The 16325-nt window shown below is 35.4% G+C and carries 17 protein-coding genes and 1 pseudogene; 14 read left to right on the top strand and 4 right to left on the bottom strand.

Annotated features, from left to right (window positions below; translation table 11 throughout):
* The first annotated feature begins 65 nt into the window (after positions 1-65).
* Positions 66-2609 carry a cation-translocating P-type ATPase gene (locus C7K43_RS03350; RefSeq protein ID WP_124005558.1) on the top strand — a complete coding sequence of 848 codons (2544 nt, stop codon included), beginning with the start codon at positions 66-68 and terminating at the stop codon, positions 2607-2609.
* Between the two features lie 219 nt (positions 2610-2828).
* Positions 2829-3215 (top strand): YbaK/EbsC family protein, encoded by a 387-nt coding sequence (locus C7K43_RS03345; RefSeq protein WP_226996724.1) that lies wholly within the window; start codon positions 2829-2831, stop codon positions 3213-3215.
* Between the two features lie 178 nt (positions 3216-3393).
* On the opposite strand, the pseudogene C7K43_RS03340 reads toward C7K43_RS03345, so the two are convergent.
* Positions 3394-4604, bottom strand: a pseudogene (locus tag C7K43_RS03340) (IS256 family transposase).
* A gap of 255 nt (positions 4605-4859) precedes the next feature.
* Between C7K43_RS03340 and C7K43_RS03330 the strand changes: the two are divergent.
* The 5 genes from C7K43_RS03330 (at position 4860) to C7K43_RS03315 (ending at position 8918) form a co-directional block, all read left to right on the top strand.
* The gene (locus C7K43_RS03330; protein ID WP_124005556.1) at positions 4860-5351 is read left to right on the top strand and encodes a MepB family protein; all 492 of its coding nucleotides are present in this window, start codon (positions 4860-4862) and stop codon (positions 5349-5351) included.
* 275 nt (positions 5352-5626) lie between these two features.
* A complete protein-coding gene (locus tag C7K43_RS13785; protein ID WP_276527754.1) occupies positions 5627-5938 on the top strand; it encodes a catalase in 312 nt (103 codons plus the stop codon).
* 20 nt (positions 5939-5958) lie between these two features.
* Positions 5959-6954, top strand: coding sequence for a catalase (locus C7K43_RS03325; protein WP_276527753.1), 996 nt, complete (start codon positions 5959-5961; stop codon positions 6952-6954).
* A gap of 292 nt (positions 6955-7246) precedes the next feature.
* Positions 7247-8209, top strand: coding sequence for a D-2-hydroxyacid dehydrogenase (locus C7K43_RS03320; protein WP_124005555.1), 963 nt, complete (start codon positions 7247-7249; stop codon positions 8207-8209).
* Positions 8210-8450: 241 nt separating this feature from the next.
* Positions 8451-8918, top strand: coding sequence for a YbaK/EbsC family protein (locus C7K43_RS03315; RefSeq protein WP_124005554.1), 468 nt, complete (start codon positions 8451-8453; stop codon positions 8916-8918).
* 94 nt (positions 8919-9012) lie between these two features.
* Here the strand turns inward: C7K43_RS03315 and C7K43_RS03310 are convergent, their stop codons facing one another.
* Both C7K43_RS03310 and C7K43_RS03305 read right to left on the bottom strand, forming a co-directional pair.
* Complete coding sequence (locus C7K43_RS03310) at positions 9013-9240, bottom strand: type II toxin-antitoxin system RelE/ParE family toxin (RefSeq protein ID WP_124005553.1); 228 nt, start codon at positions 9238-9240, stop codon at positions 9013-9015.
* 38 nt (positions 9241-9278) lie between these two features.
* Positions 9279-9554, bottom strand: coding sequence for a type II toxin-antitoxin system RelB/DinJ family antitoxin (locus C7K43_RS03305; RefSeq protein WP_124005552.1), 276 nt, complete (start codon positions 9552-9554; stop codon positions 9279-9281).
* Between the two features lie 140 nt (positions 9555-9694).
* On the opposite strand from C7K43_RS03305, the gene C7K43_RS03300 reads away from it, so the two are divergent.
* The 3 genes from C7K43_RS03300 to C7K43_RS03290 all read left to right on the top strand — a co-directional run bounded on the left by C7K43_RS03300 (position 9695) and on the right by C7K43_RS03290 (position 11288).
* Positions 9695-9919 (top strand): DUF2829 domain-containing protein, encoded by a 225-nt coding sequence (locus tag C7K43_RS03300; RefSeq protein ID WP_124005551.1) that lies wholly within the window; start codon positions 9695-9697, stop codon positions 9917-9919.
* Positions 9916-10656 (top strand): 3-oxoacyl-ACP reductase, encoded by a 741-nt coding sequence (locus C7K43_RS03295; protein WP_124005550.1) that lies wholly within the window; start codon positions 9916-9918, stop codon positions 10654-10656. The genes C7K43_RS03300 and C7K43_RS03295 overlap by 4 nt, the downstream gene beginning before the upstream one ends.
* Positions 10657-10778: 122 nt before the next feature.
* Positions 10779-11288: a QueT transporter family protein gene (locus C7K43_RS03290; protein ID WP_124005549.1), complete on the top strand. Its 510-nt coding sequence runs from the start codon at positions 10779-10781 to the stop codon at positions 11286-11288.
* Positions 11289-11564: 276 nt separating this feature from the next.
* On the opposite strand, the gene C7K43_RS03285 is transcribed toward C7K43_RS03290, so the two are convergent.
* On the bottom strand, positions 11565-13013 hold the full coding sequence (locus tag C7K43_RS03285) for a DDE-type integrase/transposase/recombinase (RefSeq protein ID WP_124005548.1): 1449 nt from the start codon (positions 13011-13013) through the stop codon (positions 11565-11567).
* Between the two features lie 273 nt (positions 13014-13286).
* Between C7K43_RS03285 and C7K43_RS03280 the strand changes: the two genes are divergently transcribed.
* The 4 genes from C7K43_RS03280 (at position 13287) to C7K43_RS03265 (ending at position 16325) form a co-directional block, all read left to right on the top strand.
* Complete coding sequence (locus tag C7K43_RS03280; RefSeq protein ID WP_157977726.1) at positions 13287-13496, top strand: type II toxin-antitoxin system RelB/DinJ family antitoxin; 210 nt, start codon at positions 13287-13289, stop codon at positions 13494-13496.
* The gene (locus tag C7K43_RS03275; RefSeq protein ID WP_124005546.1) at positions 13493-14386 is read left to right on the top strand and encodes a tyrosine-type recombinase/integrase; all 894 of its coding nucleotides are present in this window, start codon (positions 13493-13495) and stop codon (positions 14384-14386) included. The genes C7K43_RS03280 and C7K43_RS03275 overlap by 4 nt, the downstream gene beginning before the upstream one ends.
* Positions 14387-14922: 536 nt before the next feature.
* Complete coding sequence (locus tag C7K43_RS03270) at positions 14923-15681, top strand: DeoR/GlpR family DNA-binding transcription regulator (RefSeq protein WP_124005545.1); 759 nt, start codon at positions 14923-14925, stop codon at positions 15679-15681.
* A gap of 11 nt (positions 15682-15692) precedes the next feature.
* Entirely contained in the window at positions 15693-16325 is a 633-nt protein-coding gene (locus tag C7K43_RS03265; protein ID WP_124005544.1) for an HAD family hydrolase, read from the top strand.

Below are 16325 nucleotides of genomic sequence, written 5' to 3'. Positions count from 1 at the left end.
AAACTAACCTTAGGCTTTTGTGGTTAGTTTTCCTGGCTTCTTTTTTATAGAGGAGGTTTTTAGGAATGATAAACAAGCAACAGCATAATGGACTGACGCAAGCAGAAGTTCGTCAACAATTGGAAAAATATGGTTACAATACGATTAAAACAAAATCAAAGAAAAACTTTATGACTTATTTAAAAGAAGCACTGAAAGACATTACCATTATTATTTTAATATTTGCGACAATTCTTTCTAGCTATGTAGCCTTTCAATCACATCCCGATGACTTTACAGAACCTATTGTTATATTTTCTATTGTTCTCTTAAATATTTATTTATCGATTAAGCAACAAAAAGACGCAGAAAAATCGATGGATGAATTGAAGCAAATGAATGTCCCTACGAGTAAAGTGCTAAGGGAAGGGGAGTTAAAAGAGATTGAAAGTGCCAAGATCGTTCCTGAAGACATCCTTCAATTAGAGCTTGGCGATCGAGTACCTGCAGATGCTCAGATAGTAAGTTGTAGTAATTTCTTTGTCGATGAATCCTTCCTGACAGGCGAAAGTGAACCAAGTGAAAAAGATGCGAATTATCACGCAGCTGACGATGATGCGATTGGAGATCGTAAAGATTTGACCTTTTCTGGCTCATTAGTCGTCACTGGAAATGCAAAAGCAGTCGTGATAAATACTGGACTACATACTGAAATTGGTAAGGTTTCTGATCTAATCAATAAAGAAGAACCTAGTATGGCTCCTTTACAAATAAAAATGCAAAGGCTAGGAAAAAGTTTAGGTATCGTGGCTATTTTAGCCGGAATATTTGCAATTATTGTGGGGATTATTAAAGGATATCCATTAGAAACCAGCATTATGACGGCCATTTCGATGGCGGTAGCAGCGATTCCTGAAGTATTGCCAGTGGTTGTAACGCTCTCTTTAGCTGTGGGTATGAACAATATGGCAATGAAAAAGACAATCGTACGAACACCTTCGACTGTCGAAACAGTAGGAGGCGTTTCCGTTATTTGTTCTGATAAAACGGGAACCATTACTGAAAATAAAATGACCGTTAAACAAGTAATACCCTTAAAAGATCTGACAGATTCTTTGTTAAACGTAACATCAGATGAAAAGAATAATTTACTTTTTCTGTTTTATCTAGCAAGTAGTATAGAAGACCCATCAAATACTGGCAGTAACCCGACTGAATTAGCAATTAAAAAAGCCTTAGATGATACCTTTAGTAAAGAGGAATTGAATAAGTTCGCGCAAGATTTCAAAAAAGTGTACGAAATCCCTTTTGATTCTAAACGAAAACGAATGACTATTTTATATGAAAATAATGGACAATACATTTCAGTCACTAAAGGGGCCTTTGATCATTTGCAATTAACCGCTAGTCAAAAAGAACAAAAACGTTATCAAAATGAACAAGATCATTTAGCCAATCAAGCTTACCGAGTATTAGGCGTGGGTTATCAGATTTTTGCAAATTATTCAGTTGATATTTCTGATGATGAATTAGAAAGTAACCTTCACTTTGCAGGTTTTGTTGGCATCACTGATCCAGCTAGAAAAGAAAGCTATCAGGCCGTGAAAGTAGCCAAACAAGCAGGAATACAACCTGTTATGATTACCGGTGATCACTTAATGACGGCTGAAAAAATAGCAGAAGATGTCGGTATTCTGGTTGAAGGGACCAAAGGCATGACAGGCGCTGAATTGAGTAAACTTTCTGATGAAGAATTAGCGGAAAACATTAGTGGTTATCGCGTCTTTGCTCGTACTTCTCCAGAGGATAAAATTCGAATTGTTAAAGCTTTCCAAAATAATAATGAGGTAGTGTCGATGACAGGCGATGGCGTAAATGATGCCCCCGCCTTAAAAGCAGCAGATGTGGGTATCGCCATGGGCGGTGGAACAGAAGTAGCTAAAGAAGTTGCGGATATGACATTAGTTGATGACAATTTTGCGACCATCGTACAGGCTGTAGAAGAGGGAAGAAGGGTTTATAGTAATATTAGAAAATCGCTGTATGCGATGTTAGGCTGTAATATCTCAGCTCTAACCATTGTATTGATTTCAATGGTCGTAGGGTGGGGCGCTCCTGTAACTGCCGTCCAACTACTAATTATTAAAGTTGTTGCAGATGGGATTCCAGGATTTAGTTTAAGTGTTGAACCTGTTGAAAAAAATACCATGAAGAACGTTCCTATTAAGAAGAATGAAAATATATTTGCAGAAGGTTTGCTCAGAAGGATTACCGAAATTTCTACGGTATTCACGATGGCTACTTTAATCGCGATATTTATTGGTCGTACCTATTCTATTGAGGTTTCAGAAACAATGACCTTTGTCGTGCTAGGGTGGACAACTATCATCCATATGTATAATTGTCGCAGTGAGCAATCGATTTTCAAATTACGCTTTTTAAGTAACACCTTACTGGTTACGACAACGACTGTGGGAGCAGCTATTCTTTTGTTGCTAGTTACATTACCAGTAACGCAGAATATACTGGGCTTTGTTCCATTAAACTCTGTACAGTGGCTATGGGTAATTGTTTTATCTATAAGTCCGCTAACATATGTGGAGGTAAAAAAATTGTTTAATGTATTTTAGCTCATATGAATATACTAAAAATTAGCTATTGATGTTAGTATAACGATAGGAGATGAAACGTTCTATATTCCGTTTTTTATTAAAAGAAGGGAGAATTTAATTGCTTATTATATCAAAAGAAGAAATCGAAGACATTTATACGATGGAAGAATGTATGAAAGCAGTAAGAGATGCTTTTTCGCTATTTTCACAAGAGAAAGTCCAAGCGCCGCATTAGAATTGGCAAAACGGATAAAGATTTTAACTGAGTCCAGTGCAAGAGTAGAAGAAGCGGCACAAGCATTAGAATGTCTACCTGAAAGTATCGCAAAAACAATTTCTCTTGTCCTAGAAGATAAAAATGTACTTGTAGTTATGGCTGGTGACGCTAAAGCGGATAATAAAAAATATAAAACCTACTTTGGAAAAAGAGCTAAAATGTTTCCTAAAGAGCTTGTAGAAGACTTGATTGGACATTTGCCTGATGACGTGTGTCCTTTTGCGATAAATTCAAATGTAGATGTTTATTTAGATAGATCCTTAAAAAGATTTGATTTCGTCTATCTAGCGGTCAAGCCCGAAATCTTGTGTAAAAGTACAAATGCAATCTACACCCTAATTTTATGATTCTATTTTCTCTCGAAGCGTATTCTAGGTCTAAGCAGGGGACAGATTTGACAACGAATCTATTCAGGCATGGTGATCTTGGGCTGTTCCTTCGGTCTTCAACCTAAGAACAGGCGCCCATTTCGCTATTCGCGAATACCATGCCTTCATTCATTGTCCAATCGTAACTCGTTTTCTTCTAGGTTTCATTTTCTGAAGAAGTGTCCTCCTTTCCTAGCACAGGCCCTTTTAAAAACGCTCTGGGGGCTTTTTGCCATGCTTGATGAATATCCATTAAAACCGCACCAATTAAACGTTCGGCGGAATCAACGTTAGGGAAAATAGAGACTACCTTTTCTCGTCGTCGAACTTCCCGGTTTAAACGTTCCAAGGAATTCGTTGTTCGTAAGGAAACGTGATAATCTTCTGGTTCACTTAGATATTGTAAACCATCGTAAAAGCCTTGATCTAAAAGAGCTAATACTGTTTTATAACGCGTATCATCTTGCACGTGATCTTCGAACTTTTGACGGGCTTCTTTCGCTTCTTGTAAGGTATTGGCGCGGAAGATCTTTTTCAGATGATAGCGAGCTTCTTGATTGTTTTTCTTAGGCATCTGGTCGATCATATTTCGTAAGAAATGGACGGTACAACGTTGCCATGCAGTACCGGTAAAGATTTCCTGTATGGCTTTTTTTAGCCCGCATGAGCATCGGAAATAATTAAGCGAGGTTGGGTCAAGCCCCGTTCACGCAAGTCTTGGAAAAACCTTTTCCAACTCGTGGTGGGTTCTTCCTCGCTGACTTGAAATCCTAAAATTTCTCGTCGATTCTTTTGATTCACTCCTTGGGCGATATAAACCCCTTTACTGACCACTCGATGGTCTTCACGAACTTTGATATACATGGCATCGACATAAACATATCGAAAGGAACTGTAGGTTAAGGAACGATTTTTAAAGGCTTGAATTTCCGGATCGAGTCGTTTCATCGTGTTAGAAACAAACGACTTCGATACTGATTCGCCGCATAACTGTTCAACGATATGGGTTACTTTTTGCGTCGATACTCCCTGGACGACGGCTTCCATTAAGCTTAATACAAAAGCCTGGTCTTTTCGTTGGTATTGTTCAAAAATTTTCGTGGAAAACTCGCCCGAACGAGTACGTGGAATTTTCAAGCGGAGTTTTCCTACGGCTAAAGTGAAATCTCGTTCGTAATACCCATTCCGATAATCCAAACGATGATCATTGCGCTCATAATTTTTCGCTTGGATAAATTCATCCCTTTCGACTTCCATATAAGCGTTAAATACCGTCACAGCTAAAGACTTCATCATCATGTTCATATCGCTTTGCATAATAGCCTCTGTTAATTCTTCAAAATTTATATTAATATTAAGTTGGGTCATATCCATCTTCCTTTTCAATGTTTTTCTGGGTAAATTACATTGTACCAGAGATGGATATGATCTCTTTCTTTTTACACAATTATATGGAAACAACTTATCTAGCTGAGGGATGACGATCATAGCGCAGTTGAATTATTCCCTTTAGAATTAGAAAAATATTCTTATGCTAAAGAATGGATAGATGTTGCAAAAGGGTGGGAATAAAACACCACCAACAAATAAAATAATTATAAATGTAAACGTCAGGAGATAAATATGTTACTTTCTACAAAACTACTAAACAAAACCTTTTCTTCCATTACGGATTCTTCAATTAAAAACTGGGAATTGGAAAAACAAAATAGTGAATATGAGGGGCTAACTTTTCAATTCAGTAATCAACATTTTCGTAGTAGATTGGCAAAGAAAACGCCAAAGAAGAAAGGGTACTTTGTTGCGCTTTGGAAAAAAGATGAAAATAATGTAAATCAAGCATATTCATACAGCAATTCACCAGAAAAAGTTATTATTCTAATTATAGATGAAGAAAAATTAGGTCAATTTATTTTCCCAAAGTCCATTTTATTGGAAAAAGGTATTTTAAAAACAAAAATTCAAAAAGGTAAGATGGCATTTAGAGTCTATCCGACTTGGGAAAGTAGCCTAAATAATAGCGCAGCAAAAACACAAAAATGGCAGCAACCTTACTTTGTAGATTTATCTAATTCGATAGACTTAAAAAAGGTAAGATTATTAATTGAAAGCTAAGCAGTTAATGAACGTCAATTCGTTGTCTGCTTAGTTATAATAATTCGTCATTTTACCTATAAGAAATATTTTATAATAGAAAATTTAATCAAATAAAAGCTGTTTTTAAAAGTTATTGACAGTAGTAAAAAAACATCGATAATGTATTTATTCGAGAAAATGATTAGGGGTAATTTTATACTAAATAGAGTTAGTTTTTTAAATTTAAAATAGACTATTTGTCTCGAAATTATTTCTATAATATATTTAAAAATAAGAGTAAAGGAGATTTTTATATGGAAAAAAACCTTATGGCTAAAAATGGGTTAGATTCTTATCAAAGTAGCCGTAACCAAAATGTTGGTAATAATCCCGAAATGCAAACAAGCGCTGGAGCACCGGTTTACAAGAATGATAATACCATGACTGCAGGACAACGTGGTCCTAGTAAGCTACAAGACGTTTGGTTACTCGAAAAGCTTGTCGATTTTAATCGTGAAGTGATTCCTGAACGTCGCATGCATGCCAAAGGATCAGGTGCTTTTGGGACATTTACAGTGACACGCGATATTACTCAGTATACCAAAGCCAAAATTTTTCCGAGATAGTTAAAAAAAACCGAAATGAAATGTTTGCTCGTTTTTCTTCAGTAGCTGGTGAGGGTGGTGCTGCAGATGCTGAACGAGATATCCGAGGTTTCGCGTTAAAATTCTATACAGAAGAAGGAAATTGGGATTTAGTTGGAAATAATACGCCTGTATTTTTCCATCGGGATCCAAAGCACTTTATCGATTTGAATCGTGCGATTAAAAGAGACCCACGTACCAACATGAGAAGTCCTAACAATAACTGGGGCTTTTGGACATCATTACCAGAGTCGCTACACCAAGTAACCATTACAATGAGTGATCGTGGTCTCCCATCTTCTTATCGTTTTATGCATGGGTTTAGTTCTCATGCTTATAGTATGATTAATGAAGATAATGAACGTGTGTGGGTAAAATTTTATTTCCGTTCTCAACAAGGAATACAAAATTTAACCGATCAGGAAGCAGAAACTGTAAATGCTAATACTCGTGAATCTTATCAAGCAGATTTATATAATGCTATTGAACAAGGAAAATACCCTAAATGGAAAATGTACATCCAAGTAATGACTCAAGAAGAAGCTAATCAATTAGACTATAATAGTTATGGAAATTATACTGATCATAAATTTATGGAAGAACCGGCAATGCAAGGTGGAAATGTAAAAAATTATGACTTTAGAGAAGATGATCATGATTATTATACCCAACCTGGTATGCTTTTCCGTCGTATGACAAAAGAGCAACAACTTGTATTATTTGAAAATACTGCTCGTAATATGGGAAATAGTACTCTACAAATTAAACACCGTCATATCAATAATTGCTATCAAGCAGATCCGAACTATGGGGAAGGCGTTGCAAAAGCATTAGGAATCAATTTAAAAGACGTTGATTTAGCTCCAACATCTCGCGATTCGGAAAAGACCAATGAAGAAGCAAATGCTCGGGGATATGAAGATTTAAACGTACCAAGTGAGCCCGCTATGCCGGAAACTGCAAAAGATTTAGGGCCTGAAGGGCGCAATAGAACGTAGTGGATCTTTTCTATCTGGCAGATCCTATGAACGACCCATTTTTATTATAAAATGATATATTTTTTGAAAAAGTATAGGTTGCTAGTAAAAATAGCGCCTATACTTTTTTTATCCATTTCTATTGGATAAACTGTTTTTCCGACAAAATGAAAGACTATGATTCGTAAAGTAATTACTCCCGAATAAAATATAACTTTAAACAATGCGCTTCTTAGTTGTTAGAAAAGAAATAATTATAATGTTATGATTTAAAGAAGAATAAAGTTAGTCATAACTGTGGGAGGTATAATGAATGAAAATTGTAGTTTTAGACGGATACGCTTTAAACCCTGGAGACATTGATTGGAAACCATTAAAAGAGATTGGCGAATGCGAGATATACGATAGAACGTCATTTACTGATAAAAAAGAAATCTTGGAACGAATCGGTGATGCGCGAATCGTTTTGACCAATAAGACTCCTTTGGATGAAGAAGTTCTTAATGCTGCACCTAATTTACAATATATAGGTATCTTAGCGACTGGTTATAATATAATCGATATTGATGCAGCAGCTAAAGCTGGAATTACAGTAACTAACGTTCCGGCATATGGAACAGAAGCTGTAGCTCAATTCACGTTTGCTTTGTTGTTGGAAATTACAAGTCAAGTCGGCTTACACAACCGACTAGTACATGAAGGAAAATGGTCGATCAATCCTGATTTTAGTTTCTTTGCCACACCACTGACAGAGTTACAAGGAAAAACGTTAGGGCTTGTTGGGTTTGGACGAATTGCACAAAAAGTTGCTGAAATTGGTCATGCATTTGGAATGAAAGTCATCTTTTATAACCACCGTCCTAGAAATAGTAAAGCTGAATGGATACAACAAGTTAACCTAAATGAACTATTAAGCCAGTCTGATGTCGTTAGCTTACATGTACCACAAACTCCTGATACAAAAGAGTTGATCAATAGCTCTTCACTACAAAAAATGAAAAATACTGCTATTTTGATTAATACTGCACGGGGTGGTTTGATCAATGAACAAGACGTTGCCGAGGCGTTGAATAACGAACAGCTTGCTGCTGCAGCAATGGACGTAGCACAACATGAGCCAATCAATGAAGATAGTCCTTTACTAGCAGCTAAAAATTGCTACATTACGCCACACATAGCTTGGGCACCACAGGAAACAAGAAAACGATTATTAGATATTGTGGTTGATAATTTAACAGAATTTCTAGCTGGTCGAAAGCAAAATACAGTAATATAGCTAGAAAGTGGCTTTAATAACTATGCTTTTCAACATTATCAGCGTTTGATATAAAATGAAACTTCATTCAACTCAGAAACGAAAAGTTCCTACTGAATGAAGTTTTATTTTATCTTATTTTGAGCAAAAGTAAAATTTTTGCAAAAAAGAAAATAATTTGAAATTGAATTGCAGACATTCTTATTGTAAAGTATTCATTAAGTTAAATTTTGATGATTAGAAGTAAAGGTAGGAATGTTTTATGTCTTTAGAGCGTGTAAAACAGTATTTTTCCACGCTAGGATTGGAAAATCGGGTGAAGATTTTAACTGGTTCTAGTGCTACTGTGGAACAAGCGGCCCAAACATTAGGCTGCTTACCTGAAAAAATCGCCAAAACAATGTCATTTACATTGAATGGAAGTCAAAACATTCTTATTGTGATGGCAGGAGATGCTAGAGTTGATAATAAAAAGTATAAGTCCTTTTTTGGAAAAAGAGCAAAAATGATTCCTAAAGACTCTGTTGAACAAGCCATTGGACATTCACCTGGTGGCGTATGTCCTTTTGCAATAAAGCCCAATGTAGATGTCTATTTAGATGAATCACTGAGAAATTTTGACTGGATCTATCCTGCAGCAGGAGATAGTCAAAGTGCAGTGGAATTAACACCTGATGAGTTAGAAAAATATTCTTCTGCTAAAAATTGGATTGATGTGGCAAAGGGTTGAGAATGACTTGCCATTTCGATTGCAATAGCATTGCATTTCTATTAAAGAAACAAAAACTAAGTAGACAATGAACCTTACTTCATTATCTACTTAGTTATAATAATTCGTCATGTTTGTCGGTGCGAGTGAGAGTAAGGATAAGCTTATTATTGTCAATCTTATAAATAAGTAGCCAATCTTTTTCAATATGCAATTCACGGAAACCTTGCCAATTTCCTGTCAACGAGTGATCTTTGTAAATTCTGATTAGTTCACTTTGGTGTCTGTGAACTAGCAGTTCTAGAACCTGCTCAAATTTTTCTGGATTATAATGTTTTTTCATTAATCTTTTATAATCTCTTTTAAAAAGGTGGCGTGTATCTAGTCTTCAGCATTTAAACTCTCCATAAGTTCTTTTACTGTATCGAAAGTTTCAAGATTATCTGAATTTGCTTCCTGCCTCGCTTGAATATTATCTGGATTTTCTAAATGAGGTTGGAAAGGTATACTACTTTCTCTTACAGATTGTTTAAGAAAAATGGTGACAGCAGTTGTTAAGTCCATACCTAGTTCACTGTAAACTTCTTTAGCTTGTTCTTTTAGTTCACCGTCAATACGAATGCTTAAACGGGTATCATTACGGTTTTTATCGCTCATATTGATCACTCCTTTTATTGATAATTCTATTATACACCATTGTACTACCAATGTGTATATATTTGGCACACATGATTTGTTAGAATGGATATTTTTAGCTCGTTTTATGTTACAACTAGTAAAAAAATGGAGGAATAACAATGACATTTGAGGAAATTTTACCAAAATTAAAACAAGGAAAAAAAATTATTCGCGAGGGTTGGAGCGGTTTTGAATTATACGTAACTCTGGTTTCAGAAGAAGAGTACGATGGTTGTCCAGTAACACCTTATTTTTTGATTAAAACATCTGATGAAGGTTTTTCAGTCTTTGCACCAACTGTTTGCGATCTTTTAGCTGAGGATTGGAAAGTTGTGAAAGCATGAATGAGTTTCAAGATAAAGTTGTTTTTATTACAGGTGCTGCTTCAGGAATTGGTTACGCACAAGCGGTCGCATTTTTAGAAGCTGGTAGTTTTGTATTTGGTGTAGATATTCAGACAGACTTCGGTAAACTGAGCGACGACTCGCACTTTCAATCTTTTTCTGGAGATCTAACTCAAATAAATATTTGTCAAGAAGCGGTTTTAGTTTGTCAGCAACATTTTGGTGATATTGAGATTCTATTGAACACTGCCGGAATTTTAGATGCCTATCAAACAATTGAAGAAACTGACATTGACTTGTGGCAAAAAGTCCTAGCAACCAATTTAACAAGTATGTTTGTCATAACGAAAGCAATCATTCCGCAGATGGTAAAAAAATCTTCTGGAACGATTATTAACATAGCATCAGTGGCAAGTTTTGTTGCTGGAGGCGGTGGTATTGCCTATACTTCAGCTAAACATGCAATTGCCGGCTTTACGAAACAATTAGCATTAGATTATGCAGATAAAGGACTTCATATCAATGGCATTGCGCCAGGAGCGATTCAAACGCCAATGAATGCTGCGGATTTCGAAGGCGAAGGTACGATGGCTCAATGGGTAGCTGATGAAACGCCTGCTAAACGTTGGGCACAGCCAGAAGAAATTGCTTCGGTGACACTATTTTTAGCCAGTGAAAGCTCTCGTTATATGCAGGGAACGATTCTACCAGTCGATGGTGGTTGGTTGTTAAAATAAAAAAACGTTTGCAAATTAAGTCTTTTTCGTTATCATAGAACTAGTGGTTTTCCACACTGTGACACTTCAATCCTTTGGTCGCAGTTATTACCAAGGCAAGTCCTTGCAAAGGAGAAATAGACATGAATAAAGAAAAAACACGTTCAGTTACTCACTGGACAACACAAGAAGTAGCTAAAATGGCATTGGTAACAAGTTTATACGTGGTCGTAACAGTGGCATTGTCTGTCATTAGTTTTGGTGCAGTGCAAATTCGATTATCAGAGATGTTCAATTTTTTAACGTTGTACAATAAACAATATATTTGGGCAGTTACATTAGGTGTTGCTATCGCTAATTTATCCTCACCGAATGGCTTATTAGATGTTGTTTTTGGAAGTGTCTGCACGTTTTTAGTTTTAGTCGTTAACCATCACTTAACAAAACGTCTTCAAAATATGAAATACAAAATGGTCATTACTGCCATTGTCTTTGCACTTTCAATGTTTACAGTTGCTGGACAATTAACGTTTTTGTATGATTTACCGTTCTTTTATAACTGGTTGATTATTGGTATCGGCGAATTACTTTCAATGACGGTCGGCGGTATAATTATTTATCTTATTGGAAACAAAGTCGATTTAACAAAATAATTTCTTTGTTGAATAAGGGAAAAATGTTGGTAACTCAAAATAATCTATGAAAAAAATGGGGAAAAATTAGGTAATTTCGCTTGAAAAGACTTCTGCTGGCGAATAGCACTTGACAAGCCTACAAAATGGCTTGCGTCATGAATGAGGGCGCCCAGTTATACGAAAGAAAGCAGACTAAACGCACCCTCACCCTGCGAGTGTAAGCCATTTTTTCGGCAGGTCAAGTGTGCGCTACGCCTATTCTCGTTGAGGACAACCCGTTGCCGAAAGCTTGATTTAACTTGCTTGACGCTTTTTGATAAAGTTTTCTGACATATGGAGTAGTTTGACCCATTTTTGTGGCATGTCAGGACACTCGTTTAGTTCCGGCAATAAGACGGGGACGTTCTTTTCTAGCTTGGCATGAGGCCTAAGAAAGTTGAAATAGGTTGTAAATAAGGTGACGTGAGCCAAAGGCCCAGCGCCTGAATGAAAACCGCCTAAAGGTTTGTAATTTCCTTTAAACGTCCGATTTAAACGTTCAATGATCTGTTTTAAAGGACGGTATTCTTGGGAGACCTTATCCTTATTGGTTAAACCGATCACTTGGATGACTTCAAAGTCGATTCCGTTTTGAGCGTAGAAAGCTTGAGCCAACTTATAAATGGGATTACCATCGACGACCAATTGGGGAGCATCAGGCACCTGTTTAAAACGACGAATCACGTCGTGGATGGCTTTAATGGCCGTTTCTGTATCACGGTGTCGGTTATAACGGTGGGAGAGAATAATCTTTTTCTCCGCATCAAAGAAAAAATAGATATAGTGCCATTTTCCTTGCACACGAATGTACGTCTCATCTCCACAAAATTGATCCGATAGCTCATAAGGATAATAATCAGTCAAAGGTTGGACCCAATGCGCAACTGTCCGGGCATAGTTACGAATCGTTTGGCCTGAGATTTTTAGTTGATGAACATCGTACATTAAGGCCGCTGTTTTTTCGGCAGACAGTCCGTAATTGACATGATAGGTGAGAATGAGCCCTAACACATAAGGGGAACTGTGGATCTTATTTAACCGCACCTTAGTTTCAAAGTCAGGGACTGCTTCCAAATCAGATAAAGTTAAATCGAAGTTACGATAGATATAGTGCATTTTGAAGAGCGATTTGTTTTTCTTGAACTGCTTTAATTCTTTTTTTGACAGGCTCTTAAGACGTTTTTTGTAATAAGGACAGGCTTTATTCAGGCATTTATAGATATCGAATCCTTTACGGTCTTTGATTTTGACTAGGTTTTTCTCACAATGAGGACATTGAAAGATCACCTCTTTGGTATAGCGATTCTTGTAGTTGAATAAATTAGCGCATACCTTGCATAAATACTGATCGTTATTACTTTTCCCGTTGTTCAAGTAGAGATAGTCTGCAGGCGCCTGGCAACGTGGACAGTGAATGGCGGAAGAAACGGTCGGTGAACTCGCACGGCGTTGCACAGGTTTTAATGGTTTCCCTGTTTGGTGAAGGTGTTCCTGCAGAAGTTCTTTGTAATCGAGCTTTTCCATCTCCACCACTTTTGGAAGTTCATCGACCGTCATTTTTTGATAATCTAAGTCTGCGATATCCGTTGGCCTGGGCGCTTTAGAGTTGGCGTAAATCGAACTTAGTTGATAAACCAAAAGCGCAATAAATTGTTGTTGTGTATTGATAATTTCCCAAAGCTCTGGGTATAATGAAGTTGACATCTCTATCACCTTTTCTTTTTGGTTTTGTGTAGCTTTTAGTCAACTTCATTCTACCAAATAAAGGGGGGTAGAGGTGCTTTTTTTATTAAAAGCTTGATTGAACAGGGATAAGCAGTGCTTATCCAACAATTTATTTAAAAAAATTTTGAATTACTAAAATGTTGATGGAGGTGATAAACATGAATGAAAATTTAAACAACAGTAAAATTTAATTTAGTTTTAGAAAAACTTCCAGCGTTATTTTTTTAAATGAGAGTGAGGGGTGCAATAATTATGAAAGAAATAATTGAAATACCAATCGATAAAGAGGATGAAAAGTTAATTGCTCAAGCGGAAGAAATCTTAACAGACTTAGGTCTAGATCGTTCTACTGCATTAACGGTTTTTTACCGGCAAGTTGTGTTACGTAAAGGTCTGCCATTTGAAATAGACCCAATCGATTTCAAACAAGAAAACGATCGAGGGAATGAGAGTTCAAAATGAAAAATTCTACACTCATTAATTACTATTTAATTAACCAACGGAAAAGAAAGCTTTTTAAAACAACGATTAATTTCAAAAAGGGGATATTACTTGAATTTAATTCTTATCTATCCTCAAAAGAAGACCTGATAATACCAAAAAAAGAACAATATGATTATTTAGAATCCATGTGGCATAAAAATAGCAAAAGTACAGTTTATAAAAAAACAAATACCATTTCTAATTTTTTAGATTTTTATGTATATCGAAATATTATAAAAGAAAATCCCTTTGCATATACAAATATTCGTTATCATAGACAACCTTCAAAAGATATTTTATATGAAGAGGAACTGTTAGCTTTTCTCGCTAAAATAGATGATGACAAAAATCTTATGTTTCCTGATCGTTATTTATTAAACATGTTTATTGCAACTGTAGCAAGAACAAATGAAATCCTTAGTTTAAAAATAAATAATAAAACAAATTTGGAAAATAAAACTATTTATTTCTATTCATCAAGGGACAAACGTTTTCTTATTGGAAATAACTACTTATATGAGCAATACTATAGTTATTACGATTTTCGAAAATCTAAAATGGAAAGTTTTAAACAAAATCATGATTTTTTGTTAATTACAAACAGAGGCGCAAAAGTTACTTCTCATTATATTACTAAATTATTTCGTGAAATTAGTGAGCGTTATCAAATCAATATTAATCCATTAAAATTAAGAAGAAGTATGATTGCTTATTTAATAAACCAGAAGATGGATATTCTGTATCTTCAAGTCTTACTTGGCCATAAAAATGTAAGCTCAACAAATTACTACACGCAATTGAGTTTTGAAACATTACGAGAAGCAATTTATGATTATTTACCTAGAGGAAGGAAAAAAATCGATGAATAACGAATATAAGTTTAGAAAAGGGAGGATAACAAATATGTATGTTTTATAATAAGTATTCTAGAAATCTTATATCCTAGTTTACATAATATATATTATACAAAGTTGTTAATGGATATCTTTCAACAATACCATCTAAATATCTTCGTATTTTCACGACTTTCAAGCTAAAATTATGCTGTCTTAATCTATATTTTGTTCAAAATTCACTTTTCTCACAATAAGTTTTCTATCATTTAAATAATTCTGTTGCAATTACTGCATTCTTATCTTTGTTTTACTAATTATCTATTCGATTCATCCATAATAACTTTTTAAGCCATACAAATTTCTTTCTATTGTTTATTTTAAATTTCCTACGGCTTTAACATGTATCTCACATACATTAAAAGCTAGTTGAAATAAATTTTATTGATGGAATTAAATCTATATTTTTTGTTTATTACTAATTGTTACTTTTTTAAGCGCTTTCTTTTTATGCTTATTTAAGTTATAATATTTATAAGCTTAAAATAACTTAAATGTACTGGGATGATAAAATGATTCAAAAAGAACGACTTAGTCTTATTTTAGAAGAACTTGAAAAAGAAGAAACTTTAAGTTTAAAGGGTATTATTGAACTGACAGGTTCATCTAGAGATACTGCAAGAAGAGATATAGTGAAATTGGCGGAAACCAATGCTGTTGACCGCACTTATGGTGGCATTAGCCTCCCCCATTCTTTTAATCGTTTAGATGAATATCTGGATCGTGCACAGGATCTTGATAAGGAAAAGGATCAATTAGCGAAAGTTGCTGCTTTGTTTGTCAAAGATACAAAGCTAATATTTTTAGATGTCTCTACGACGATTAGTTTTATCCCTCGACATTTAGCGAATAATTCTGAGTTGTTTGCTGTAACAAACTCTTTAGATATCTCTGACCAACTCATTAGAAACTCAGATTGTAAAACAAGAATACTTGGTGGTAATATTGATCGCAAAAAACGCAGTGTGGTTGGCACAAAACCACTCATGGAACTTGAGGATTACCATTTTGATTTTGCTTTTCTTAGCGCTGCTGGTATAAACACCAACGGCATTTATTACGCCTACGAAGAGGATATTGATTATAAGGCAAAAATTAGAGCTCAATCAGATCAAGTCGTTTTATTAATTGATGAAACAAAATTGAACTTAGCTCATAATTTTCGAGTTTTTGATTTTGCAGAAGTCGACACTCTCGTAACCAATCAATTACTCTCGGACGAGTTAAAAGAAATTATCGAACGTAAACAGGTCCAAATTATTTATTCTTAGGAGGCGACCAAATGATCACTACTGTACTATTTGACGTTGATGGGACAATTCTGGATACAGAGTCAGTCATTATCAAATCTTTGCAGCAGACATTGAAAGAAACAAAGAATTTAACAATCCCGACTCATGAATTGGAATATGTTTTAGGTATACCAGGTAAGGTAGCTTTAAAAAAGTTTACTAGCTCTACTTCTGACCTCGCTTATTTACACGAATTTTGGGCAAAAAAGATTAAGCAATTTTCAGACGAAGTCACTGTGTTTGCTGGAGTCAAAAAAGCCTTAAAACAACTGCTGCAAATGAAAAAGACTACTGGGATTATTACTTCTAAAACTACACAACAAATGGAAGATGAATTTGACCGTTTTGAATTAAACCAATACTTTAATGTTTTTATAACGGCTTCGGACACACAAAGGCACAAACCAGATCCGGAACCTATGGAACTTGCTTTAAGTGAATTAGGCATACAGCCTGCTGAAGCAATTTATGTGGGAGATGCAGTTTCTGATATGGACAGTGCACAAAACGCGGGAATAAAATTTGCAGTAGCCAACTGGGGCGCAAAGTCCCATACGGAGTTTGCGCAAGCAGATTTTATTTTAGAAACGCCTGTAGATTTAATAAATTTATTAAGAAAATAA

It is taken from the genome of Tetragenococcus koreensis (assembly GCF_003795145.1).
Lineage (GTDB): Bacteria > Bacillota > Bacilli > Lactobacillales > Enterococcaceae > Tetragenococcus > Tetragenococcus koreensis.
This window is presented reverse-complemented; position numbering and strand designations above follow the sequence as displayed.